21 protein-coding genes are annotated in these 24,824 nt (G+C 67.5%); 10 read left to right on the top strand and 11 right to left on the bottom strand.

Features of this window, described 5'->3' with window-relative positions; genetic code table 11:
- Nucleotides 1-36: 36 nt before the first annotated feature.
- From ACFRAH_RS13675 to ACFRAH_RS13650, 6 genes are all read left to right on the top strand, one after another.
- Nucleotides 37-1,554, top strand: coding sequence for an amino acid permease (locus ACFRAH_RS13675; RefSeq protein ID WP_377991428.1), 1,518 nt, complete (start codon nucleotides 37-39; stop codon nucleotides 1,552-1,554).
- 233 nt (nucleotides 1,555-1,787) lie between these two features.
- The gene (locus tag ACFRAH_RS13670; RefSeq protein ID WP_377991479.1) at nucleotides 1,788-3,158 is read left to right on the top strand and encodes a rhodanese-like domain-containing protein; all 1,371 of its coding nucleotides are present in this window, start codon (nucleotides 1,788-1,790) and stop codon (nucleotides 3,156-3,158) included.
- Nucleotides 3,159-3,237: 79 nt separating this feature from the next.
- The gene (locus tag ACFRAH_RS13665) at nucleotides 3,238-3,738 is read left to right on the top strand and encodes a universal stress protein (protein ID WP_377991427.1); all 501 of its coding nucleotides are present in this window, start codon (nucleotides 3,238-3,240) and stop codon (nucleotides 3,736-3,738) included.
- A 124-nt stretch (nucleotides 3,739-3,862) separates the two neighbouring features.
- Complete coding sequence (locus tag ACFRAH_RS13660; protein ID WP_377991426.1) at nucleotides 3,863-5,179, top strand: ATP-binding protein; 1,317 nt, start codon at nucleotides 3,863-3,865, stop codon at nucleotides 5,177-5,179.
- A 106-nt stretch (nucleotides 5,180-5,285) separates the two neighbouring features.
- Nucleotides 5,286-5,930 carry a hypothetical protein gene (locus ACFRAH_RS13655; RefSeq protein ID WP_377991425.1) on the top strand — a complete coding sequence of 215 codons (645 nt, stop codon included), beginning with the start codon at nucleotides 5,286-5,288 and terminating at the stop codon, nucleotides 5,928-5,930.
- Complete coding sequence (locus ACFRAH_RS13650; RefSeq protein WP_377991424.1) at nucleotides 5,920-7,170, top strand: low temperature requirement protein A; 1,251 nt, start codon at nucleotides 5,920-5,922, stop codon at nucleotides 7,168-7,170. Before ACFRAH_RS13655 ends, ACFRAH_RS13650 begins: the two co-directional genes overlap by 11 nt.
- A gap of 43 nt (nucleotides 7,171-7,213) precedes the next feature.
- Here the strand turns inward: ACFRAH_RS13650 and gluQRS are convergent, their stop codons facing one another.
- Nucleotides 7,214-8,095 (bottom strand): tRNA glutamyl-Q(34) synthetase GluQRS, encoded by an 882-nt coding sequence (gluQRS, locus tag ACFRAH_RS13645; RefSeq protein WP_377991423.1) that lies wholly within the window; start codon nucleotides 8,093-8,095, stop codon nucleotides 7,214-7,216.
- A 372-nt stretch (nucleotides 8,096-8,467) separates the two neighbouring features.
- Here gluQRS and ACFRAH_RS13640 point away from each other — a divergent pair, with 372 nt between their 5' ends.
- Together ACFRAH_RS13640 and ACFRAH_RS13635 are read left to right on the top strand one after the other, a co-directional pair.
- Complete coding sequence (locus ACFRAH_RS13640) at nucleotides 8,468-8,926, top strand: Lrp/AsnC family transcriptional regulator (protein ID WP_214852146.1); 459 nt, start codon at nucleotides 8,468-8,470, stop codon at nucleotides 8,924-8,926.
- A 184-nt stretch (nucleotides 8,927-9,110) separates the two neighbouring features.
- Nucleotides 9,111-11,825: an FG-GAP-like repeat-containing protein gene (locus ACFRAH_RS13635; RefSeq protein WP_377991422.1), complete on the top strand. Its 2,715-nt coding sequence runs from the start codon at nucleotides 9,111-9,113 to the stop codon at nucleotides 11,823-11,825.
- Nucleotides 11,826-11,922: 97 nt separating this feature from the next.
- On the opposite strand, the gene ACFRAH_RS13630 is transcribed toward ACFRAH_RS13635, so the two are convergent.
- Nucleotides 11,923-12,378, bottom strand: a complete 456-nt coding sequence (locus ACFRAH_RS13630) for an Lrp/AsnC family transcriptional regulator (RefSeq protein WP_377991421.1) — start codon at nucleotides 12,376-12,378, stop codon at nucleotides 11,923-11,925.
- Between the two features lie 105 nt (nucleotides 12,379-12,483).
- Between ACFRAH_RS13630 and ACFRAH_RS13625 the strand changes: the two genes are divergently transcribed.
- A complete protein-coding gene (locus ACFRAH_RS13625) occupies nucleotides 12,484-13,131 on the top strand; it encodes a LysE family translocator (protein WP_377991420.1) in 648 nt (215 codons plus the stop codon).
- 21 nt (nucleotides 13,132-13,152) lie between these two features.
- On the opposite strand, the gene ACFRAH_RS13620 is transcribed toward ACFRAH_RS13625, so the two are convergent.
- The 8 genes from ACFRAH_RS13620 to ACFRAH_RS13585 form a co-directional block, all read right to left on the bottom strand.
- Nucleotides 13,153-13,512 (bottom strand): YybH family protein, encoded by a 360-nt coding sequence (locus ACFRAH_RS13620; RefSeq protein WP_377991419.1) that lies wholly within the window; start codon nucleotides 13,510-13,512, stop codon nucleotides 13,153-13,155.
- Nucleotides 13,509-14,465 (bottom strand): NrfD/PsrC family molybdoenzyme membrane anchor subunit, encoded by a 957-nt coding sequence (gene nrfD / locus ACFRAH_RS13615; RefSeq protein ID WP_377991418.1) that lies wholly within the window; start codon nucleotides 14,463-14,465, stop codon nucleotides 13,509-13,511. The genes ACFRAH_RS13620 and nrfD overlap by 4 nt, the downstream gene beginning before the upstream one ends.
- Nucleotides 14,462-15,289, bottom strand: a complete 828-nt coding sequence (locus ACFRAH_RS13610; protein ID WP_377991417.1) for a 4Fe-4S dicluster domain-containing protein — start codon at nucleotides 15,287-15,289, stop codon at nucleotides 14,462-14,464. The genes nrfD and ACFRAH_RS13610 overlap by 4 nt, the downstream gene beginning before the upstream one ends.
- Nucleotides 15,286-18,531, bottom strand: a complete 3,246-nt coding sequence (fdh, locus tag ACFRAH_RS13605; RefSeq protein ID WP_377991416.1) for a formate dehydrogenase — start codon at nucleotides 18,529-18,531, stop codon at nucleotides 15,286-15,288. Before fdh ends, ACFRAH_RS13610 begins: the two co-directional genes overlap by 4 nt.
- Before the next feature lie 126 nt (nucleotides 18,532-18,657).
- Nucleotides 18,658-19,620, bottom strand: coding sequence for a hypothetical protein (locus ACFRAH_RS13600; protein WP_377991415.1), 963 nt, complete (start codon nucleotides 19,618-19,620; stop codon nucleotides 18,658-18,660).
- Nucleotides 19,621-19,646: 26 nt separating this feature from the next.
- A complete protein-coding gene (locus ACFRAH_RS13595) occupies nucleotides 19,647-20,150 on the bottom strand; it encodes a DUF456 domain-containing protein (RefSeq protein WP_377991414.1) in 504 nt (167 codons plus the stop codon).
- A gap of 156 nt (nucleotides 20,151-20,306) precedes the next feature.
- The gene (locus tag ACFRAH_RS13590; RefSeq protein ID WP_377991413.1) at nucleotides 20,307-21,512 is read right to left on the bottom strand and encodes an NADP-dependent malic enzyme; all 1,206 of its coding nucleotides are present in this window, start codon (nucleotides 21,510-21,512) and stop codon (nucleotides 20,307-20,309) included.
- Between the two features lie 288 nt (nucleotides 21,513-21,800).
- Nucleotides 21,801-22,394: a TetR/AcrR family transcriptional regulator gene (locus ACFRAH_RS13585; protein ID WP_377991478.1), complete on the bottom strand. Its 594-nt coding sequence runs from the start codon at nucleotides 22,392-22,394 to the stop codon at nucleotides 21,801-21,803.
- 438 nt (nucleotides 22,395-22,832) lie between these two features.
- Between ACFRAH_RS13585 and ACFRAH_RS13580 the strand changes: the two genes are divergently transcribed.
- On the top strand, nucleotides 22,833-23,483 hold the full coding sequence (locus ACFRAH_RS13580; RefSeq protein ID WP_377991412.1) for an FG-GAP repeat domain-containing protein: 651 nt from the start codon (nucleotides 22,833-22,835) through the stop codon (nucleotides 23,481-23,483).
- Nucleotides 23,484-23,487: 4 nt separating this feature from the next.
- Here ACFRAH_RS13580 and ACFRAH_RS13575 read toward each other — a convergent pair whose 3' ends face one another.
- Nucleotides 23,488-24,789 carry an MFS transporter gene (locus tag ACFRAH_RS13575; RefSeq protein ID WP_377991411.1) on the bottom strand — a complete coding sequence of 434 codons (1,302 nt, stop codon included), beginning with the start codon at nucleotides 24,787-24,789 and terminating at the stop codon, nucleotides 23,488-23,490.
- Nucleotides 24,790-24,824 lie beyond the last annotated feature (35 nt).

Here is a 24,824-nt window from a genome sequence, read left to right as displayed (position 1 = left end):
AGATTCCTTCCCCCAACAGGAAATCAAAGGACTCCCATGAGTAACCAACCCATCACGGACCACACTGTCCCGGCCCAGGCGCATGCCACCGAAAACCTTCTGCACGCCGAGGACAAGGGCTACCACAAGAGCCTGAAACCGCGGCAGATCCAGATGATCGCCATCGGCGGCGCGATCGGCACCGGCCTGTTCCTCGGCGCCGGGGGCCGGCTCAACGCCGCCGGACCGTCCCTGGTCATCGCGTACGCCGTCTGCGGCTTCTTCGCCTTCCTGATCCTGCGTGCCCTCGGTGAACTGGTGCTGCACCGGCCGTCGTCGGGCTCGTTCGTCTCCTACGCCCGCGAGTTCTTCGGCGAGAAGGCAGCCTTCGTCTCCGGCTGGTTCTACTGGATCAACTGGGCCACCACCACCATCGTGGACATCACCGCCGCCGCCCTCTACATGAACTTCTTCGGCAACTACGTCCCCTGGATGGCCGACGTCCCCCAGTGGGTCTGGGCACTGACCGCCCTCGTCGTCGTCCTGGGCCTGAACCTTGTTTCCGTCAAGGTCTTCGGCGAAATGGAATTCTGGTTCGCCATTATCAAGGTCGCGGCCCTGGTTGCGTTCCTGATCGTCGGCACCTACTTCGTCATCTTCGGCACCCCCGTCCCCGGCCAGGAAACCGGCTTCAGCCTCATCACCGACAACGGCGGCATCTTCCCCAACGGCCTGCTGCCCATGATCATCCTCATGCAGGGCGTCCTGTTCGCCTACGCCTCCATCGAGCTCGTCGGCACCGCCGCCGGCGAAACCGAAAACCCCGAAAAGATCATGCCCAAGGCCATCAACTCCGTGGTCTTCCGGATCGCCGTGTTCTACGTCGGCTCCGTCATCCTCCTGGCCCTGCTCCTGCCCTTCACGTCCTACGAAAAAGGCGTCAGCCCGTTCGTGACGTTCTTCGGCTCCATCGGCATCCAGGGCGTGGACGTCATCATGAACCTCGTGGTCCTCACCGCCGCCCTGTCCTCCCTCAACGCCGGCCTCTACTCCACCGGCCGGATCCTTCGCTCCATGTCCGTGGCCGGCTCCGCCCCCAGATTCGCCCAGCGCATGAACAAAGCCGGCGTCCCCTACGGCGGCATCGCCATCACCGCCGGCGTCTCCCTGCTCGGCGTCCCGCTGAACTACCTCGTCCCGTCGCAGGCCTTCGAAATCGTCCTGAACATCGCCTCCGTGGGCATCATCGTCACCTGGGCCACGATCGTCCTGTGCCAGATCCAGCTCAAGCGCTGGGCGGACAAAGGCTGGCTCAAACGCCCCTCATTCCGGATGTTCGGCGCGCCCTACACCGGCTACCTCTCCCTGCTGTTCCTGGTGGGCGTCCTCGTCATGGTCTTCATCGACTCACCCCTGACCCTCGTGGTCACACTGATCGCCATCGCGCTCATGGTGGCCGGCTGGTACGCCTGCCGCAAACGCATCCACGAAATCGCCGAAGCCCGTGAAGGCTTCACCGGCATGTCCCCCGTCATCGCCAACCGGCCCGGCCCGGGCACCGCGGACCGGATCTAACCCAACACAGCGCGAACATCCGGGTCATTTCTGCACCGTTTTCCCCTCCCGCAAGCTGCCGCCGCCGCACCAACCCGGGCGCCGGCAGCGGGACGCATTGGGAAAGCGGTGCAGAAATGCCGGGGCACTCACGCCCGGCAGGCTCCTTCCGCCGCCAATCGGCCTACCATGGAGGCATCCGGGGCGAGGCCCACGATGTGCGGCGCCTCACCGGTGCGTCGAAGGGCGGCTTTATGGACGTCGTTGTCATCAAAACCCCGCAGCTCGGGGACCGCAGCTACCTGGTCCACGACGGCCGAGTGGCGCTGGTGGTCGACGCCCAGCGGGACACGGACCGCATCGAGGAAGCCGCCCGGAAGGCTGGGGTGCAGATCACCCACGTGGCCGAAACCCACGTCCACAACGATTACCTCACCGGCGGCCTGATCCTCGCCCGCGCCCACGGCGCCAAGTACCTGGTGAACGCCGCGGACCCGGTGGCCTATGAACGCGAGCCCGTGGCGGACGGCCAGCAGGTGCAGATCGGCGGACTCACCCTCCGGGCCTTGGCAACTCCCGGGCACACCCACACGCACCTGTCCTATATCGTCACGGACGGCCAGGCACGGGCAGTGTTCTCCGGCGGCAGCCTGCTCTTCGGCTCTGTCGGCCGCACCGATCTCCTCGGCCCCGGAGACACCGCCGCTCTGACCCGGGACCAATACACGTCCATCCACCGGCTCGCCGACGAAGCCGGCCCCGATGCCGCCCTCTATCCCACCCACGGGTTCGGCTCGTTCTGCTCGATCGGGCCGGCATCCCGCGCGGACGCCTCAACCATCGCGGAGGAGCGGGAAACCAACCACGCCCTGGCGGACCCCGATCCGGAGCACTTCGCGGCCGAGCTCATGGCCAACCTCTCCGCCTACCCTTCCTATTACGCGCATATGGCCCCCATCAACATGACGGGCCCGGAACCTGCTGATCTGGCCCTGCCGGAGTCCGTCGGCGCCGGTGAACTGGCGGAGCGGCTGGCCGGGGGCGAGTGGGTGGTTGACCTGCGTCACCGCATGCTGTTCGCCAGCAACCACCTGCAGGGCACCGTCAGCTTCGAGTACGGCTCGGGCGGCAGCTTCAGCTCGTACCTCGGCTGGGTCCTGCCGTGGGGCGAGAAGCTGACGCTCGTTGGCGGCCGCGAAGACCTGCAAAACGCCATCCGGGACCTTTCCCGCATCGGCATCGACCGCCCGGATGCCGCGGTGGGAACAGAACCGGGTGAACTCGCGCCGGGAGCCCCCCTTGCCTCTTATCCCCGGGCCGGCTGGCCCGCCGTCGTCCATGAAAAGCCCGACGGCGACACCATCCTTGACGTCCGACGCACAGACGAGTTCGCGAAATCCCACATAACCGGGGCCATCAACGTTCCGCTGCACGAGCTGCTGGACCGCCTGGGTGAACTGCCCGGCGGGTGCCTTTGGGTGCACTGCGCCACCGGCTACCGCGCCGGGGTCGCCGCCAGCCTGCTGCAGCGGGCGGGGCGGGACGTGGTGCAGATCGACGCCCGGTTCCGGGACGCCGCGGCTGCCGGCGTCGCACTGCAGATGGAGCCGCTGCAGCGGCGGTGATCCTAACCGTGGCCAGGGCCTCCGGCCCTGATTGCAAAAGTCCAGTGTTGCAAAGTCGATGTTGCAAAGGAGAACAGCGATGGATGCTGAAGGCAAAGTGGTTGTGGGCGTGGACGGCTCGGACTCCTCGGTGGAGGCCCTCCGGCTGGCGGCCCGGCTGGCACCCGGGCTGGGCGCCCGCGTCCATGCCGTGGCGTGCTGGCACTTCCCGGAAATGTATGCCGGGTACATCCCCCCGGATTTCGAGGCGTTTGAAACCTCGGCGGCCAAGATCCTTGCCGAGTCCATCGAGAAGGCGTTCGGGCCGGACATCCCGGAGGCGCTGACCAGTGAACTGGTCCGCGGCCCGGCCCCGGCCACGCTGGTGGAGGCGGCGGCCGGAGCGGCGATGCTGGTGGTGGGGCGCCGGGGCCACGGCGGTTTCATGGGCCTGCATCTCGGCTCGGTGAGCACCGCATGTGTGGCGCACGCCGAATGCCCCGTCCTGGTGGTGCACACCAAGGATGACCACGAACGCACGCACCGATTCCGCAGGGGCGCCGCCTCCAAGGAGGCAAGCAACGGCGCGGCCGCACGCTGACCGCCCGGCGTAACGCAACGCACCTGCAACCCCGTGCCGGCGCGCCATCGCCTATGCTCGGCTGAGCAGCCCGATAACCAGGCAGCTCAGAACTGGCTCAACGTCGAACCACGGGAGACACCTCATGACCAACTGGCGGATCCGGGACTTCCACTCCGCGGACCTGGACGGCATCCTGCACCTCTGGGAGTCGCTGAAGGCCACCAACGTCGAGCCTGTCTATGCGCTCTCCGAAGTCCTGGCCTCCTGCGAGAAGGACCATGCCGTGGTCGCGGTGCAGGGCGATCAGGTGGTGGGCGCCGCCGTGGGCCGCGCGGCGCATGACCAGGGCTGGGTGGTCTTCCTGGCCACGCTGCCCGAGTTCCGCGGCCGTGGCATCGGCACCTCGCTGCTGGCCGCCGTCGAAAACCGGATGGCACCGCACGGCCTGAACAAACTCTCAGCGCTCATGCCCGAAAGCGAGACCCGGGTGGAGGCCTTCCTGAGCCGCGGCTTCGTGCTCAAGAAGAACCTTCGCTACTTCGAGCGAACCATTCCCGTGCAGCGCCAGGAACTCGAACCCCTCAGCCTGCTCGGCGGCCGGATCCTGGCCCGCGACCTGTGGGAGAACGTGGCCGGCATGCGCCGTGAAAAGGAGCTGCTGGAACGCAGGCTGGTCCTTCCCCTGGCCGAGGCCGACCTCGCCGACGAATTCGGTGTGGTGCCGCCGCGCGCCGTGGTGCTCTTCGGGCCGCCCGGCACCGGCAAGACCACCTTCGCCAAGGCCATCGCTTCCCGCCTGGAGTGGCCGTTCGTGGAGGTCTTCCCGTCCAGGCTGGCCTCAGACCCCAAGGGCCTGGCCGGCGCACTGCGGGAGACCTTCCTGGAGATCTCCGAACTCGAGCACGCCGTCGTGTTCATCGACGAGGTCGAGGAGATCGCCTCCCAGCGCGCCGGGGACCCGCCGTCGCCGCTGCAGGGCGTCACCAACGAACTGCTCAAGATCATCCCGGCCTTCCGCGAACAGCCCGGCCGGCTCCTGGTGTGCGCCACCAACTTCATCCGCGCCCTCGACACCGCCTTCCTGCGCCACGGCAGGTTCGACTACGTGATTCCCATCGGCCTCCCCGACCGGCAGGCCCGCGAAGCCATGTGGCAGCGATTCATCCCCGCCGCCGTGGTGGACGACGTGGACGTGGAGCAGCTCGTGGACCGCACCAAGGGCTTCTCCCCCGCTGACATCGAGTTCGCGGCTCGCAGCGCCTCCCAGCGGGCGCTGGAAAAGGCCGTGTACGACGACGGCGGGCTGGCTTCCGGGGGCGGCGTTTCCGTCCGCGAGGCAGTCCGGAAGGGTCCTGCCACCCAGGACTACCTCGACGCCATCGCCGACACGCGCACCACCGTCAGCGACGAGGTGCATGAGGAGTTCCTGGAGGACATCGACGCCCTGGGCCGTGTATAGACCTCCCGCAGCCAAAGCAACGCGGGGTCAGATACCGCCCAATTCCGGCCCGGGATTGGGCGCTAAGTGACCCCGCGTTGCAGTCATTGCCGAGTCGAGGAGCGAAATGATCCTATTCCTGACCATCGTCAGCGGGTTGGCCTGGACCGCCGTTTACGTCGAGGCGATCCGGCTGGGTTTCCGGGAACGGACCTACGCCATCCCGGCGGCAGCCCTGGCGCTCAACTTCGCATGGGAAGCCATCTACGCCTCGCGCTCCGTGGCAACGGGACTGTCGGCCCAGGGTGTCTTCAACATCGTCTGGGGCCTGGCAGACGTTCTCATCGTCTACACCTTCCTCAGGTTCGGGCGGGCCGAGCTGCCGGCCTGGATCACGCGGCCGCTCTTCATAGGCTGGGCCGTCCTGCTGGGACTCACATCGTTCGCGGTGCAGCTGCTCTTCGTGGCCGAGTTCGGCTGGGACGACGCCACCAAGTACGCCGCGTTCCTGCAGAACCTGCTGATGTCCGGCCTGTTCATTGCGATGTTCGTCTCGCGCGGAAGCGGCCGGGGCCAGTCACTCGTCATCGCCGTGGCCAAGTGGATCGGCACTCTTGCCCCCACCATTGTCTACGGCGGGTACGGAAATTCTGCCCTGATCCTGGGGCTCGGAGCGCTGTGCAGCGTGTTCGACCTGACATATATTGCCCTGCTCTGGCGGGCGGGGGTGCGCCTGCGGAACCCCGCGCTACCTTTGACCCATGCCCTCTAATCCCCTCCGGCACGCCGTGGCCCGCATGGGCGGCCGCGATCCGCACCAGCCGCACCGGACAGCCACCCCTCTGGAGCTCTTCTTCGACCTGACCTTCGTCATCGCCTTCGGCGTGGCCGGCAACCAGTTTGCCCACGAGATCGCGGAGGCACACTTCGGCGCAGGGCTTCTCGGCTTTTCCTTTGCGCTGTTCGCGGTGATCTGGGCCTGGATCAACTTCACCTGGTTCGCCAGCGCCTACGACACCGACGACTGGGTGTTCCGGGTGGTGACCATGGTCCAGCTGGTCGGTGTCCTGGTCCTGACAATGGGGATAGAACCCATGTTCCACTCCCTCGTGGAGGGCAAGCACGTGGACAACACCGTCATCGTGGGCGGCTACATCATCATGCGGCTGGCACTGATCTCCCACTGGCTGCGGGCCGGACGGCAGGACCCCGCCCGCAGGAAGACATGCCTGCGCTACGCCGGATACCTGGCAGTGGTCCAGCTGGGGTGGATCGCGGTGCTGTTCATCCAGGCGGACGTGACCACCACGTTCCTGATGATCGCACCGCTGTATGTCCTCGAACTGGCCACCCCGTACTGGGCGGAACGGAACGCAACCACTCCCTGGCATGCCCACCACATTGCCGAACGCTACGGCCTGCTGGCCATCATCGCGCTCGGCGAATGCCTGATCGGCGCGGTCGAGACACTCCGTGCCATTGTGTCCAACCACGGGTGGTCCGTTGATGCGGCCCTGGTGGGCATCGGCGGCACCGCACTGGCCTTCGGCATGTGGTGGATCTACTTCATCCTGCCTGCCGGCCGGGCCCTGCACCTGCAGCGGCACCGCTCATACTTCTTCGGTTACGGGCACATCCCCGTCTTCGCTGCCATTGCCGCCACCGGGGCGGGCCTGCACGTCGCCGCGTACTACATCGACCATGCCGCGCACATCAGCGGCGCCGCAGCAATCGCCACCATCGCCGTTCCCGTCGCCCTGTTCAAGGTCTCGCTGACGGCGCTCTTCAGCGTCATGACGTGCGTCGACCGCGTCCTGATCGCCGTGACCACCGGCGTGGTGGTGGTACTCGCGGGAAGCGTGGCACTGGCGGCGGCGGGCGTCTCCGTCCCCGTCTGCCTGCTGATCATCGTGGCTGCACTCGCGGCCTCGATCATCATCGATGAACGCCGGAGCACAGACCTGCTCCACGCGGCGCTGGAGCGACTGGAGCAGCGGCACAAGACCGCCTGACAAGCAGGGCCCTCGACGGGTCCGGCCAGCGCCGGAGATGACCCTACAACCCTGCCCACACCCACGGTTCACGCGGCAGCCCGGCGGGTTTGAACTCCCCCAGTGCCGCCTCTAATGACGCCCCCGGCAGGCCCAGTGACGCCAGGATGGCCCGGCGCACCTCTTCGGCGGGGACTCCGACGGCGGCCAGGTCACCGAGGGTCACCGCACCGTCCCGCTTGGCCAGCCGCGCGCCGTCGGCATTCACCACCAGCGGCACATGCGCATATTCCGGCACGGGAATATTCAAAAGTGACGCCAGATATGCCTGGCGGGGTGTGGACGGCAGGAGGTCGTCACCCCGGACCACCTGGTCTATGCCCTGCTCGGCATCGTCCACGACGACGGCCAGGTTGTAGGCGGTCACGCCGTCGTTCCGGCGCAGCACAAAGTCGTCCACCGCTCCGGTGAACGCCCCGTGCAGCACATCTTCCACGGTCCATTCAGCGGCCGAGGAACGCAGCCGGATGGCCGCCGGGCGGGTGGACCGCTTGAACTCAAGCTCAGCCGCCGGCAGTTCCCGGCATGTTCCGGGGTAGGCACCCTGGGGTGCATGCGGCGCGGAGGGTGCCTCCTGGATTTCGCGGCGGGTGCAGAAGCACTCGTAGGTCAGGCCGGCCGCCGCCAGCTGGGCGATGGCGGCCGCGTACAGCGGCCCGCGGTCCGTCTGGCGCACCACTGCGCCGTCCCAGGTCACCCCGACGGCAGCCAGGTCGCGCAGCTGCACTGCCTCGGCCCCTGCCCGTGCCCGGTCGAGGTCCTCGACGCGCAGCAGAAACCGCCGGCCGGTGGAACGGGCAAAAAGCCAGGCGAGGATTGCCGTCCGGAGGTTCCCCACGTGCAGTTCACCGGACGGGCTGGGGGCGAAGCGGCCAGCGCGAGTCATGTCCTCCACCCTATGCCGAACACCACAAGAGCCCCTCAGCTACCGCACACTCCGGGCGTTGGCCGGGAATCGGTGGCTCAGGGGCTCTTGCCGTGCCTGTCCCGGACGGAACTCCGTCACGGGAAGCGAGGCACTTCTTGCGGAAAGACGAATGCGTGAACAAGTGTCAATCAGCGGCCGCTTCCTTGCGGGAAGCGCGGTCCAGGGAGCCGGGTGGTATGCCGGGAGCCTGTAGCCTGCCGGCGGTGGGGGTAACCGTCGCCTGCGTTGCCACTATCTGAGCAGAAGACCTACAGTAGGCGCAACGGGCATGGAGGGCACTGGTCAATCTGATCAGTCATCCTTGGCCAATCCGGACAGGAAGTGATCAGATTGCAGCAGCTCGACGCCACTGACCGGCGAATCCTGGCCGCCCTGGACGAGGACCCGCGCCTGCCCATCATGGTCCTGTCCCAGCGGCTTGGCCTGGCCCGCGGAACTGTACAGTCCCGCCTGGAGCGGATGACGGCGTCGGGAGCGCTCCGGCCCAACAGCAGCCGCGTGCTGCCCGCGGCCCTGGGCCGGGGTGTCGCCGCTGCGGTCAGCGCCGAACTGGACCAGAGCCATCTCAACGAAGCCATCGCCGCGCTGCGCGAAATCCCCGAGGTGCTGGAATGCCACGCCCCGGCGGGCGACACGGACCTGCTGATCCGGGTGGTGGCCACGAGCCCCGATGACCTGTACCGGGTGTCCGAGGAGATCCGGCTGTGCCCAGGAATCGTGCGGACGTCCACCAGCATGTTCCTGCGCGAGGTGATTCCCTACCGGACCACGGGCCTCCTAGAGCACTGATTCCGGCCGTCCGGATCGCCGCACCGATATTGCGCAAATCATTGGGCAAAACTGCGGATATTCCGGCGGCTGTCCTGCGGCGGCGACTGTAGCCTGATTCCGCATCCGCCGCAGCGCTGGGCTCGCGGCGGATGCAACGTTCACTCAGGGTCTCCGCCGGGGGTCGGTCTCAATAAGGAACTTAATGCGCTCTTTTTCCCGTTCAATCGCGTCGGCCACGGGTTTGCTGGTTCTCGCCGCGGGTCTCGTCTCGCTTCCCGGCACCGCATCGGCAGCCACAGATCCCGCGGGAACCGGCACGGCGCTGCCGGTCCAGTCCGGAACGGAGCAGGTGCACCACGGGTACGAGTCCGCTCCTGGCGTGCCGGCGGACGGGCCGCCTGCCGGCCTGGCCCTGCAGGCTGAGGCGGGCGGGACCGCAGCCGCGGCCATGTCGGTCAAGGTCGTCGTCGCCACACTGCTGGACAACAAGGCAGTGGTTCCGATGGCCCAGGCGGAAGCGGCCGTGACGGCCTCCAGCAACTACTGGAAGGCGATGTCCGGCGGCCGCATTTCCATGACCGTGACCGAACGGGCAACCCTGGCCTCCAAGACGGCGAGGTCGACGGACTCCTACTACGACATGATCAACAAGATCACCACCGAGCTGAAGTGGACCTACAGCGCCAACAAGGCCCTGGTGATCTTCGTTCCCAGCGCAACGCTCTCCGGCGGCGCCCTCGGCGCGGGCTTCAGCAGCACCGGCAACAGCGGACGGGTGCTGATGCCGCAGATCAGCGGCTTCACCAACAGCGTGATCGCCCACGAGTTCGGCCATGTCCTGGGGTCCATGCACGCCGACGCCCTGCAGTGCAGCAGCGGCGTGTCGGACGTGGGCACCACGAGCACCGGACAGTTCACCGATTCCTCCTGCTACATCCGGGAATACGGCGACAGCACCGACCTGATGGGCCTGTCCAGCTACAACATGCCGGTGATCAGTTCGCCGTTCTGGGACGCCAAGGGCCTGGGTGCCGCCACCGATATCCGCGACCTGGGCGTGGCCTCCGGCGTCAAGAGCTACACGCTGAAGCCCTGGGGCGACACGAAGCTGGCGTACCGCGCGGTGAAGTTCACCGACCCGGTCAGCAAGGAGGTCTACTACCTGGAGCTCCGGCAGCCAGCCGGCTACGACGCCTACCTGGCCAGCGGGCCCGCGGGCAACCGGGGCGTCAAGGTGGTTCAGCGCGGCGGCGCCACGCCCTCGTCCTCGCTGGCGCTGATGCCGTCCACCATTCCGTTCAGCGGCTACTACGCCACCAACCACACCTGGCAGACGGGCAGTACGTTCATCACGCATGCGGGCACCCGGGTCACCATCAACGCCGTCACGGCCACCTCGGCCACTGTGACCATCGACGCCGACCTTGCCCTGCACACCAGGATCCAGTTCTCCGCCGGCGACTTCAATGGCGACGGACGCCCGGACATGGTCTCACGCGAAGCGGACGGCTCGCTCCTGCTGCTCCCCGGCCTGGGCGGAAACAAGCTCGGCACGGCAGTGAAGATCGGCACCGGATGGAACATGTTCAACATGGTCCTCGGCAACGGCGACTTCAACGGGGACGGAAAGACGGACCTCATTACCCGCACGTCCAACGGGGCACTGTGGCTGTACCCCGGCAGCGGCACCGGCGGCTTTCTGGCCCGCACGCAGATCGGCTCCGGCTGGGAGGGCTTCAGGCGCGTCATCGCACCCGGCGATTTCAACGGCGACAAGCGCGCCGACCTGCTGGCCATGCGCGCCGACGGAACGCTGTGGCTTTACCCCGGCAACGGCACCGGCGGATTCCTGGCGTCCACACAGATCGGCTCCGGCTGGCAGGGCTTCACCGCCTTGACCGCGGCGGGTGGGCTCGCCACGGGCCCGGGCCTGCTCGCCCGCTCCAGCACCGGGACCGTCTACCTGTACCCGGGCAGCGGAACCGGGGGCTTCCTGGCCCGCCGGACCCTGGCAACAGGATGGGCCAACACTGAGCTGATCGCCGGCCAGGACTTCACGTCCGACGGGCTCACGGACATCCTGTCGGCCGGCACCGGCGGTGCCATCACCGCGTATGCGGGCAACGGCGTCGGCGGCTTCGCGACCAAGCTGAAGATCGGCGTCGACTGGGCCGGCTTCAGCCAGGTCTGGGAGGCCGGCGATTACGACGGCGACGGCAAGCCCGACGTCCTGGCCCGCACCGCCCAGGGCGTCCTGCGGCTCTACTCCGGCAATGGCTCGGGCGGATTCCGCACGTCCCGGCAGATCGGCTCCGGCTGGCAGGTCTTCAACCAGGTGGTGTCCGCCGGCAACTTCAACGGCGCCGGCGGCCCTGACCTTCTGGCCCGGAAGCCCGACGGTTCGCTCTGGCTCTACCCCACCAACGGGACGGGCGTTTTCCAGACACCGAAGAAGATCGGTTCCGGCTGGCAGGCGTTCGCCCGGATCATCGCTCCCGGCGACTTCTCCGGCGACGGAAAGACGGACATTCTCGCCCAGGAACCGGACGGCAAGCTGTGGCTTTACCCCGGCAACGGCGCGGGTGCCTTCCTCGCCCGGAAGCAGGTCGGGTCCGGCTGGGCCGGCTTCACCCAGGTCGTCGCGGGCAATGACTTCAACGGCGACGGAAAGGCCGACCTGATGGCCCGGGCTTCGGACGGCACTCTCTGGCTCTACCCCGGCAGCGGCGCCTCCGGCTTCCTCGCCCGCACGCAGCTGGGCACCGGCTGGAATGCCTTCACCACGTTCGCCAGCGTGGGCCGCTTCGCCGGGACCGGCAACCCGAACGTCATTTCCGTGTCGGCTGACGGGGCCCTCTGGCTCCACACCGGCACCGGGAAGGGCGCCTTCCAGAACGTCGTGCTGAACCCCCGCTGAGCAGGGGAGACAGTCCAGCATGAGCGAACATTTGGGGCCCCTGATCCACACGGATCAGGGGCCCCAAATGTTTGTCCGTGCTATTTGGACGGCAGGGTTACACCGGCGGGCCCGCGTTGGATTTCAGGTTCTTCATCACGAGCGTTGAGGTCAGCCGTTCCACCCCCGGCAGGACCGTCAGCTCACTGTCGTAGAAGCGCTGGTAGGAGGGCAGGTCCGCCGCGATCACCTTGAGCAGGTAGTCGGGGGAACCGAACAGCCGCTGCGCCTCCACGATGTTCGGGTTCTCCGCCACCCGGTTCTCGAAGATCTCCATGGTCGGGCGGTCCACCTGCCGGAGGGTTACGAACACAATCGCCTCAAAGCCAAGCCCGACGGCGGCCGGGTCAATGTCCGCCTTGTAGCCGCGGATCACGCCGGACTGCTCCAGGTCCCGCAGCCTCCGGTGGCAGGGCGCTACGGTCAGCCCCACCTTCGCGGCCAGCGCCGTGGCAGTGATCCTGCCGTCCTCCTTGAGGTAACGCAATATACTTCTGTCAATATGGTCGATCACGCAAAAATCTTACTCCACGGGCCGCGATCCGCGCGAAATTTGAGAGCACATCTGGCGCGCTTTTGCCTAGGCTTTTCGTACAGCCAAAAACGCAGGAGCCAGCCCATGAATCCCCAGCTTTTCCTCGCCTTTATCGTGGTCGCAGCCGCCCTGGCCTGCACCCCGGGAGTGGACTGGGCCTACTCCATCACCGCCGGGCTCGGCCGACGCAGTTTCGTGCCCGCGGTTGTGGGGCTGTGCAGCGGCTACGTGCTGCACACCATCCTCATGGTCGCGGGGCTGGCCGCCGTGCTGGCAAGCATGCCCGGGCTCCTCGGCTGGATCACGGTGGCCGGCGCCGTCTACCTGCTGTGGCTGGGAACCGTCACCCTCCGGTCATGGCGCGGTGCGAGCTTCACCGCAGCGGCCGCAGTCGGAAATCCGGGGCAGAACCACGTCCGGTCCTTCCTCCAGGGCATGGGGACCAGCGGCATCAACCCCAAGGGGCTGCTGTTCTTCCTTGCCCTGGTGCCGCAGTTCGTCAGCGCCGACGCGGCCCTGCCGGTGCCGGTACAGTCCGGCCTGCTGGGCCTGACCTTCGTGCTGCTCGCGGCCCTCGTGTACACCTGCGTGGCCCTGCTCTCGCGGAAACTGCTGCAGTCCCGGCCGGACGCAGCCCGCAGGGTCACACTGGCCAGCGGCATCATCATGGTGGTCCTGGGCGCCGCGCTGCTGTCAGAACAGCTGCTTCCGGCCTTGGCCCGGTTCGCCTAGACACCCTCAAAGCCGGCCCGGTCAGATTTTCTGCTCCATGAACCACTCGGTGAAGCCGGACGCCCGGCCGTCCGGACCGAGCCGGATCACCCACAGGTTCTCATAGTTGGGCCGGTCATCAAGGTACGTGGTGCGGCCCTGCACAAAGGCGAGGTCGCCGTCGGCCCCCAGCAGGGACCACTCGAACCTCCAGTCCCCGGGCTGGTCCGCTGAGCCGATCCAGCGTTCCACGATCTGTTGCCGGCCGTGCCACGGGTCGGGGTCGTAGGGCCGCGTGGCGTACACGGCCTCCTCCGTGAAGAGGGCGCCGATGTCCTGGGGATCGTTAGAGGTCCACGCCGCAATGTACTTTTCCATCCACTGCCTGATTGCGTCAGTCATGGCACGTTTGCTCCTACTCGGGTTCCAGTCTTGCCGGTTCCGCGGGCTGCCCCACCCGCCTCGAGGCGTTCGCGCTGCGGGACAACGACGTATTTCGGGTCCCGTGTGGATGCCTTGCCGGCCTCGAAAACACCGAAGCGCAGCAAGGCGGACCCGGCCGCCACAGCGAGTCCGCCCACCGTGCTGACGGCGCGCGAGCGGCCTCCGCCCAGGGCCAATCCCACGCCGCCGCCGATGGTGAAGGCCTTGGCCAGCCGCATCAGCGTGCCCGCGCGCCCCTGCCGGAATGTTTCGGTGGAGAGATGCCCGCTGCGTTCCATTTTCAGGCTCAGGATTGTTTCCAGCAGCGCCCCGCCCACCGCCATGCGCCGGGCTGGACCCGTCTCGGCAACCGGGGCCAGCGCGGCGGCCATGCCGCCGGCCGACGCCGCGGCGGAGCTGGCAAACACGAACGGCAGAATTTCGTGGGCGTCGTGCCAGGTGGGGACCGCGGTGTCCGCCAGCAGCACGGCGGTGTACGTGGCCACGGCTGAGCCGGAGAGGGCAGCGCCCACCCCGCAGGCACGGCCCGCCTTTGGCAGGATGCCGAAGACATTGGACAGCGCGCTGGCTCCGGCCAGGGGACCGTACACGGTCAGGATCCAGGAGCCGACGCTCATTGGTGAGGTCGGCTTGGCCACGCGCAGCATGTTCAGGAACCGCTCCGGGCGGCCCAGGTCATGCACCAGGGCCGCTGCAGAGGCTGAGATCGCGGTCAGCGCCGTGATCTTGGCCCGCCGCTCGAGGGCCGGCCGGCCGCTGTGCTGTGCGCCTGCCGCAAGCATCGAGGAAACCGCCGCCAGGCCCCCGGCAAAGATGTAGCCGGCAATGTCCCGCGCCTCCCAGGTGGGTTCCTTCAGGATGGGGCGGCCGTAGTAGGAGGTGAACTCCTCGCGCACCCGGCGCGGGCTCACTTCCTGGCTCCCCAGAATGCGACGGCGGCCCCGGCCAGCAGTCCGGCGGCTGCAGCTGCGGCACGTTTCCACATCACGGGCAGGTCGCGGGTGGTCACCACCGGGTCCGGCGGCAGCCCGTACGTTTCGGGCTCATCCAGCAGCAGGAAGAACGCCCCGTCGCCGCCTACGCCGCCGTCCGGGTCCCGCCCGTACAGCCTCGCCTCGTCCTGCCCGCGGGTGTGCAGTTCGGCGACGCGGGCGTCGGCCCGTTCCCGCAGCTCGTCGAGCTCGCCGTACTGGATGGACTGGGTCGGGCATGCCTTCGCGCAGGCAGGTTCTTCGCCGACTCCGAGCCGGTCGTAGCACATGGTGCACTTGAAGACGCGGCCGTCAGCCGGGCGCTGGTCGATCACGCCGTAGGGGCAGGCCGAGACGCAGTAGCCGCAGCCGTTGCAGATGTCCTGCTGGACGACGACGGTGCCGTGTTCGGTGCGGAAGAGGGCACCGGTGGGGCAAACGTCCAGGCAGGCGGCATGCGTGCAGTGTTTGCAGACGTCCGAGGACATCAGCCACCTGATCCCCTCGGCGCCTGCGGGTTCCGCGGCCGGGACTTTCTTCTCGATGAAGGCAACGTGGCGCCAGGTGTCGGCCCCCAGTGCGGAGGTGTTGTCGAAGGACTGGCCGGTCAGCTCCAGGGGCTTGTCCGCGGGCAGCGAGTTCCATTCCTTGCAGGCCACCTCGCACGCCTTGCAGCCAATGCACAGGCTTGTATCGGTGAAAAAGCCCTTGCGTGCTTCACTCGGGGCGCCGATGGTGGGCATTCCCAGCTGCGTGACGCTCATGCCTTGATTCCTTCCTGGCCGGTGTGCTCATTGATGCCGGCCCGGCGCCGGTATTCCTCGACGAGGGCGGGCAGGGCAGGGCCTTGCGGCCGGCGACCGGGGCGGATATCCACCGTCAGCGCCTTGACCTCCTGGATGTGCACGTTCGGGTCCATGGCGATGGAGGAGAGCTCGTTCATCGCATCGCCGCGGCTCAGGCCGTTCGGACCCCAGTGGTAGGGCATGCCGATCTGGTGCACGGTCCGGCCCTGCACCGTGAGCGGCTTCATCCGGCCCGTCACCAGAACCCGGGCCTCGATAGCCCCGCGGGCGGATACCAGGGTGGCCCACCCCTTGTGCGCCAGCCCCCGCTCGGCGGCGAGTTCGGGGGATACTTCGCAGAAGGACTCCGGCTGCAGTTCGGCCAGGTAGGGCAGCCAGCGGGTCATGGCACCGGCCGTGAAGTGTTCGGTGAGCCGGTACGTCGTCAGCACGAACGGGTACACCTCGGCGCCGTGCTCCCGGCCACTGGGCTGGTAGCGGTTGCCTTCCCGGGGCAGGAGTTTCCGCACAGGATTCCGCTGCTGGGCGTAGAGCGCGTTATCGAAGGGCGATTCCTGCGGTTCGTAGTGCGTCGGCATTGGACCGTCCACCAGGCCTGCCGGGGTGAAGAGCCAGCCTTTGCCGTCTGCCTGCATGATGAACGGGTCGGTGCCGGACAGGGCGTCCGGCCCCGTGGCGTCGTCACCGGGACGGTACGTGGGTGGTTTGGCCGGCTCGAAGTCCGGAACGTCGTCCCCTGTCCACTTGCCCGCCTCGGCATCCCACCAGATCAGTTTCTTCCGCTCGCTCCACGGCCGCCCTTCGGGGTCCGCGGAGGCGCGGTTGTAGAGCTCCCGGCGGTTGGCCGGCCACGCCCAGCCCCATTCGCGGCTGGAAATGCTCTGTTCCGTGTGGGGTTTGCGGCGGGCCGCCTGGTTCACGCCGTCAGCCCGGCAGCCGCAGTAGATCCAGCAGCCGCACGACGTCGACCCGTCGGCTTTGAGCTGGGTGTACGCGGAGAGGGGGCTGCCGTCCGCGGCGCTGCCGTTGATCTCGGCGAAGACCGCGTCCGCGTCCGGCTCGTCCTGGCTGCCGGTGGCCGGGTAGTCCCAGGTCAGGTCCAGCACGGGCCGGTCGGCGTCGTCGGGTGAGTCGGCGAGCAGCTTGCGGATGCGGTTGCCGAGGTGCCAGATGAACCACAGGTCGCTGCGGCGTTCAGAGTCCGGCTCCACCGCCTGTTCGCGCCACTGCACCAGCCGGTTGGTGTTGGTGAAGCTGCCGGCCTTCTCGGTGTGCGCCGCGGCCGGGAAGAAGAAGACTTCGGTGGCGATGTCCTCGGTGCGCATTTCCCCGGTGGCGATCTCCGGGCCGTCCTTCCACCAGGTGGCGCTTTCGATGAGGGAGAAGTCCCGCACCACGAGCCAGTCGAGCTTGGCCATCCCGGCGCGCTGCAGGCGGGTGTTGGCGGAGCCGACGGCCGGGTTCTCGCCCATGAGGAAATAGCCCTTGCAGGTTCCGTCCAGCTGCGCCATCACGGTGTCGTAGGTGCTATGGCTGCCGGTGATGCGGGGCAGGTAGTCGAAGCAGAAGTCGTTGTCCGCGGTGGCCGCGTCACCCCACCAGGCCTTCAGCAGGCTCACCATATAGGCATCCATGTTCGCCCAGAAGCCCCGCCTTGCGGAGTCCGCCTCGATGTAGCCGTCAAGGTTCAGGTGCTGCTTCGCGTGCGGCATGGGCAGGTATCCGGGCAGCAGGTCGAAGAGGGTCGGGATGTCGCTGGAGCCCTGGATGCTGGCGTGCCCCCGCAGCGCCATGATCCCGCCGCCGGGCCGGCCGATGTTGCCCAGCAGCAGTTGCAGGACGGAGGCCGCGCGGATGTACTGCGTCCCGGTGGTGTGCTGCGTCCATCCCACGGCGTAGGCGAATGAAGTGGTCCGTTCCCGCCCTGAGTTGGCGGTCAGCGCTTCGGCCACCTCAGTGAACAGCTCCTGCGGCACGCCGCAGATCTGTTCGACCATCTCAGGCGTGTACCGGGAATAGTGGCGGCGCAGTATCTGGAAAACGCAGCGGGGGTCCTGCAGCGACTCGTCCCGGTGCCACTTTCCGTGCACCGCGGGACCGCCGGAACCGTGGGACTGCGCGTGCGACGCTTCACCCACCGAGCTGCCCTCCCCCTGCTCCTCGGAGTCCCGTTCGCCCGACGATGCGGCGGCGTAACCTCCCTCGTACTGCCAGGTGTCGGTGTTGTAGGACGGACCGTCCGGGTCGAAGCCCGAGAACAGCCCGTCGAGGTCCTCCGTGTCGCGGAACTCGCCCTTGATGATGGTGGCCGCGTTGGTGTAGTTGACGACGTACTCGCGGAAGTATGCCTCATGGGTGATGACCCAGTTGACGAGGCCGCCCAGGAATGCGATGTCGGTTCCGGCGCGGATGGGCACGAACGTGTCGGCGAGGGCGCTGGTGCGGGAAAACCTGGGGTCCACGTGGATAATCTTCGCGCCGCGCTCCTTGGCTTCCATGACCCACTGGAACCCCACCGGGTGTGCCTCGGCGAAGTTGGAGCCCTGGATAAGGATGCAGTCGGCGCGCTGCAGGTCCTGAAGGTAGGTGGTTGATCCGCCGCGGCCGAAACTGGTGCCCAGGCCCGAGACCGTGGAGCTGTGGCAGACCCGCGCCTGGTTCTCCACCTGGACGATGCCCAGGGCCGTGAACAGCTTCTTGATGAGGTAGTTCTCTTCATTGTCGAGGGTTGCCCCGCCCAGGCTGGCAATGCCCAGCGTGCGGCGGGTGCGAACGTCCTCGGATTCCCATTCCCATGTCTCCCGGCGGGTATCAACAACGCGCCGGGCCACCATGTCCATGGCAGTGTCCAGATCCAGCCGCTCCCACGCGGTGCCGTGCTGGCGCCGGTAAAGCACGTACTTCTCGCGGGAGTCTCCGGTGGTCAGCTGCAGTGATGCCGAACCTTTGGGGCACAGCCGCCCCCGGCTGATGGGCGAATCCGGGTTGCCCTCAATCTGGATGACCTGCTCGTCCCTGACATAGACGTTCTGGCCGCAGCCGACCGCGCAGAACGGGCACACGGAGGGGACTACCCGGTCTGCCGTCTCGATCCGTGCCGTGAGATTCTCCGTTGCCCGGGATTTCACCGCATGGTGCCTGCCCGTGGGATCGTTTTCACGCAGTTGACGCAGAACAGGCCATTGCAACGGATTCACCATGGGGCACCCCTTGAGGTCATCGAGCCGCCACTCCTGTGACTCCAGTCACAGGAGCATGTGCGCCATGCTAACAAGGTCCCCGTCGTCGCGCATTCAGCCGGCACCCAGAAAAGTGCGTGCGCCCTCTCAGTCGCCGCCGAACTGCTTCCATTTCTGTTCCCACGCCCGACGCGCCTCGATATCCTTGCGGATGACCTCAAAGGTTTCGAGCTCCGCCTGCCTGCCGCGCTGCCATTCCCGCGGGTTGAGGGATTTCCGTCCGTTGTCCAGCAGCAGCAGGGCGCGGTCCGTCAGGGCGTCGTTGCGCAGGGACATGCTGGTCTTCGGCCGTCGGAGGACTTCCTTCAGTGCCTGCTGGGCCTGGGTGTGGGCACCGAGCCGGCGCAGCGAACGTGCGCGCACCAGGAGCAGTGCGGCGCAGAGGTCGTCGGCGTTCATCAGCCCCTCGGTCCAGACGACCACCTCCTGGTCCCGGCCCAGGGCGGCGGCGAGTGCGCACCTCGCCAGCGCGGTGGGCAGCGACGGCGGCAGCCGAACCAGCGTTTCCAGGGCCGCCTCGGTCTGTCCCGTCTCCCGAAGGGAATGGGACAGCGCAAGGAAAACCGATTCCTCGCTGAACAGCACCGGGACCACGATGCGCTCCGCCACCTCCACCCGGGTGACCACCCGCGTAAGGTAACTGGCGGCAAACTGGTTGGCCTCGTCGTCGTTCCTTATGGAAAGCCCGCGCTGCAGGAGCTCCGCGGCACGCAGGTAGCCGCCCTGCCTGTAGGCAAGGAGTCCGGCCATCACACAGCAGAGTCCGGCCCAGCCGGGATAGGCACGGCCGGCCGCGATGAGCCGGTTGGGGTCGGTGTTGGAGAAGATGGCGTCGTAGACGGTCCTGGCCGCTTTTCCGGGCAGCAGCTTGAGCCGCGGGACGCTGCCGTCCACGCTGATCCGTGAGTCCCCGCCGCCGAGCATTCCGTGGATGAGCCCGCCCATGCCCTCGGCCATTTCGCGGACGGGGGTGCGGACCCTGCCGCCGCCGAAGGGCGTGAGGTCGCGCGTGTCGCGGTAGATCGGTCCTGGAAACTGCCCCGCGCTCATTCCTCCATGCTAATGGCGGGCCGGAACTACGCCGAAGCGGCACCCACCCACACGCCCACCACCCAGGTGCTGGCGGCGAGGCAGGCCAGGCCGAACTCCGCGAGCATTCCCAGCCCGGTCGCCTTCAGGGCCGCCCAACTGGACGTCAGCGCCGCTCGAAGGTTCCGCGTGCGCTGGACTTCACTGAGCAGCAGGCCCGCAGCAAAGCCCACGAACAGGCCCGCCACGGGAATGACAAACATGCCGGCAATGCCCAGCACCACGCCGAGCGCGACGCTTCGGCTGGGAATCCGGTGCTCCTTGAGTTTGCGGCCGGCGAGGACGGCGCTGGCCGCCATGCCCGCCATCACAAACACCATGCCCACACCGAAGACCACCCAGCCGGTGACGCCCTCACCGCCCCAGATTGCCCACGCCAGCAGGCTCAGGCCGATCAGGAAACTGCCCGGCAGGACCGGGATGACGGTGCCGGCAACGCCCACCAGGATTGCGAGGCCACACAGAACGGTCACGAGGGTTTGGGCGTTCATGCCCCCAGTCTAGGGGGCCAGTTCTGCAGTCCGCCGGGCGCGGACCGTGCCGGGAACGACGACGGCGGCGCCTCCCCGGCAGAGGAGGCACCGCCGTCGGGCCATCAGTGAGCCCGTCCCGGCCGGCGCTTTAGCCGGCCTTTGTTCCGCTCAGCCTCAGTTGGCTTCGGCTTCGACTGCCGCGGCAACCGCGGCCGTGACGGCAGGCGCCACACGCGGATCCAGCGGGCTGGGCACGATGTAGGACGCGGACAGCTTGTCGTCGGCCAGCTCGGCAATGGCGCGGGCCGCGGCAACCTTCATCACTGGGGTGATGCGGCGTGCACCGGCGTCGAGGGCGCCACGGAAGATGCCGGGGAACGCCAGGACGTTGTTGATCTGGTTCGGGAAGTCGCTGCGGCCGGTGGCCACCACCGCGGCGTACTTCGAAGCGACCTCGGGCAGGACTTCGGGGTCCGGGTTGGACAGTGCGAACACGATGGAGCTGTGGTTCATCAGCTTCAGGTGCTCCTCCTCCAGCTTGGAGGAGGAGACGCCCACGAAGACGTCCGCACCCAGCAGTGCTTCCCCGGGGCCTCCGGAGATGCCGCGCGGGTTGCTGCGCTCTGCCATCTGGGCCTTCTTGCTGGCGGGGTCGGCGGCGATGTCGGCACGCGCGGAGTTGATCACACCGCGCGAATCCAGCAGCACCACATCCTCGATGCCCGCGGTGAGCAGGATCTCGGCGATGGCGATGCCTGCGGCGCCGGCGCCGGAGATGACCACGCGGAGTTCCTCGAGCCCCCGGCCGGTGACCTTGGCGGCGCCGGTGAGCGCGGCGAGGACCACGACGGCGGTGCCGTGCTGGTCATCGTGCATGACGGGGCAGTCCAGGGCCTCGATGAGCTTCTCTTCCAGCTCGAAGCAGCGCGGGGCGGCGATGTCCTCGAGGTTGACGGCGCCGAAGCTGGGGCGCAGCCGGACGAGGGTCTCCACGATCTCGTCCACGTCGGTGGTGTTGAGGACCAGCGGGATGGAGTCCAGCTCACCGAAGGCCTTGAACAGGGCGGACTTGCCCTCCATGACGGGCAGCGAGGCGCTGGCACCGATGTTTCCCAGGCCAAGGACGGCGGTGCCGTCGCTGACGACGGCCACGAGGCGCTGGGCCCAGGTGTGGCTCTTGGCGAGCTCCGGGTCAGCGTGGATGGCCCGGCTGACCTGGGCCACGCCGGGCGTGTAGGCGATGGAGAGGTCGCGCTTGTTGCTGAGCGGAACGGTGCTGGCGATGGAGAGCTTGCCGCCCTCGTGGGCAGCGAAGATTTCCTGGTCAGTCAGCTCTGCGGCTGCGCTGGTGTCATTCGGAGCGATGGTTTCAGTGGACACGTCGTTGTCTCCTGTGGCTAGCCGTGGGCGCACGGCACAGTATGGCTCGAGCATGCGGGCTCAAGATGGTCAGGTACGCGCTTTGCTGGCGGCCCAAGGGTGCGGGTTCCGCCGGAAAGCCTGGGGAGGTGCGGGGTACTGGCCACTCCGGTGGTCCAATGTTAGACAGGACAAAGGCCCACTTCCCGCCAAACTGGCCCCATTTGGCCGAATAAAGCAGATTTTGAGCGAAGATGTGGCTCATTTCACCGCTTGGGCCCCTTTTATGACCCCATCGGTCTAGACCAGTTACGCCGTACTCCGCGCCAGACGGGGTGCCGGCATCAGCAGGGAGCACGCCTTCTTGAGGTCCTCCTCGGCCTCAAACAGTGAAAGCCGCCGGCACCGCACCGACTGGACTAGACCGGTTACGGTGAGCAGCAGGACCCGGGCGACAGCCGCCTCGGCGCACACGGCGGTAAGGGCGCGCTCCGCCAGGGAGTCGATATCGCGCAGCAGGCCCGTGGTGTCCCGGTCCTTGACGTATACGCCCTGGCTCAGGCACTGCTCAACGGCAGGCTGCATGACGCGCATGTGGAAGATCTCCATGGCCACGCCCGAGAGCGCATGGATGCGGACGGCCCCCGGCCCGGTCCCCGTCTTGAGCTCGCCGAGCTGGTGCCGGTACAGGGCCAGCATCAGGTGTGTGGCGGAGGGAAAGTAGCGGTACAGGGTGCCGAGCGGAACGTTGGCCTGGGCGGCGACTTCCGAGAGGGTTACGGCCTTGAGGCCCTTCCGCGCGAAGCCGGCGGCAACCTCCAGGATCCGGTTATAGCGGCGCAACTGCCGGGGAAGGGAAGGCGGGGCGGCCATGGGCGGAAGATCAAGCATAGAGTCAAGCATCATCAGTCCGGAGGTTGAGATCCTGGTGCAGTCAGGAGGAGCCCCATTCCCGGTCCTGCCGCGATTCGCACTCCAACTATACGGCACCAATCCTTTGGGTTACCTGAGAGCGGAAGCTGACCGGCGGGTGCTGGCGGTTGCGTTTTTCCGACGTCGGGGGAGGAAGTCCCACAATGTCTGCGGCTCAGAGTAGTCTCATCTCACTGGTCTCGTCCGGCTGTGTCCGTCCGGCTCCGTTTCCGGTCTTGGTTCGGGTCTCATTGGGGGAAATTTGGGGTCTTTTTCTGCTGTCTTGCCGTCCGTCCGCGCGCACGTGTGCGCTGCCGTCGGGTCGGGTCCGGGCGGCAGTCCGGGTGCTGGCCCGGTCACGAAATTACGCCGAGGGCTGGGGCTGCTTGTTGCCCTTGCCTTGGTGGCGCTGCTGGTTCCTGCAAGCTGATGGCCACCGGCGACTTCAACGGCGACCTCAACAATGATGTGATGGCCCGGGACCGGTCCGGACGGCTGTTCCTGTACCCCGGAAACGGAAAAGGCGGTTGGCTGAAGAAGGTCCAGGTCGGCGTCGGATGGGGTGGATTCAAGGACCTCATCGCGCCGGGCGACTTCACCGGGGACGGCAACAACGACATCATCGCCCGCGACGCGTCCAACCGGATCTGGCTTTACCCGGGCAACGGCCGCGGCGGGTGGCTGGCCAAGTCCGTCATTGATACGGGCTGGGGCGAGATGAATCCGATCGCAGCCTCTGCCAAATTCTCTGGTTCCAACCAGGTTGATGTCATCGGCCGCGACGCCGCCGGCTTTCTTCGCCTCTTCCCTGGGAACGGCAGGGGGCAGTTCGCGTTGGACGCCCCGAGTCATCACTACCAGATCGGGCAGGGGTGGGGCGGCGTGCGCCGGTTCGATTCCGCCGGCGATTTCAACGGCGACGGCGACGAAGACATCTGGGGAATCAATGGCTCCGGCGCCCTCACCATGTACTACGGCAACGGACGATACGTTTCCACCCATGGCCTGGACCACAGCTCAGGATTCAAGGGAAAGGCCCTCGTCGGCAGCGGCTGGGGCGGCTTCACTGCCGTGTTCTAAACAGCTAGTCGACGCCCTTGATCTTCACCACGAACACGGCGCCCAGCAGGCCGATGACTGCGGCGGCTACATAGAGGGACACGTAGCCGCCCCAAAGCGTAACGAACGGCCACGCGAGCGCCGGGGCGATGACCTGTGGCAGGGAGTTGGCGATGTTGATGACGCCCAGGTCCTTGCCCCGGTCGGCGGCGTTGGGGAGCACCTGGGTGATGAGTGCGAAGTCCACGGCCAGGTACGCGCCGAACCCGATGCCGAGCACGCTCGCACCGATGATGCCCCCGGTCCAGGTGGGCGCGAAGGCCAGGATCAGTGATGCCAGGGCAATGATCGCGGACGAGGCGATGACCAGCGGCTTGCGCTTGCCCATCCTGTCGCTGAGCCGGCCGCCCACCACGCTGGTGATGATCACGAACACGGCGTAGAGCCCGGTCAGCACCAGAACGCCGAAGGCGGGTTCGAGGCCGGTGGTCTCCTTCAGGTGCACCGCGTCCGCGAGGAAGAAGAGCAGGTACAGGGTGACCATGTGGTTGCCGATGTTGACCAGCAGCCGGGTGATCCACGCCCAGGCGAAGTCAGGGTGCCGCAGCGGCCTGATGAACCCGAGCAGGAAGCCGGCCCAGCTCAGCGGCTGGGCGGCACCTGCCGGGAAAGGGTCGTCGTCGCTTTTGACCAGATACATCACGACGCCGGCCACGAGGGCCGCCGCACAGATGAAGTACCCCAGCACGAAGTTTCCGCTGACGACGGCGGCGATCACCGCGCCAACGAGGATTCCGGCCGTCTGCCCCATCGCCGCCAGGCCACCGACGGTGGCACGCTGGGGAACGGGGACGCGGTCGGGGACGGCCGCGGTGATCGCGGCGTAGGCGCCGTTGCAGCCGGCCTGGACCAGGCACCAGAGCAGCGTCATCACCGCGACGTTCGGCGCACCCGCCAGCCCCACGAGCGCGGCGGCACCGAGGACGGCGCCCGCCAGGACCCACGGCACGCGCCGGCCGAACCGGGACACCGTGCGGTCGCTGAAGGCGCCAAAGAGCGGATTGGCCACCAGAGACACGGCCGCGCCCGCGCCGGTGACGAGCGCGAGGATGGCTTCCTTCTGCCCGGGGTCGAAATGTTCCGCCTGCTGTCCGAGGAGCACCTGGATGGGACCGAAAAACGCCGCGTTGATGCCGAGGTTGACCAGGACCACGCCTGTAATCCAGAGCGACCTGACCCGTTGCGTCGGTTCAGCGAGCGCGGCGGACCTCCGCGAGCCCACCAGGCCGGGATCGGGCACCGCACCGGGTATGTCGGACAGGCTCATAGCGGCTCCCCCTGGAACATCGTGATGATGGAATC

Source organism: Arthrobacter sp. NPDC056727 (assembly GCF_042790555.1).
GTDB lineage: Bacteria > Actinomycetota > Actinomycetes > Actinomycetales > Micrococcaceae > Arthrobacter.
This window is presented reverse-complemented; position numbering and strand designations above follow the sequence as displayed.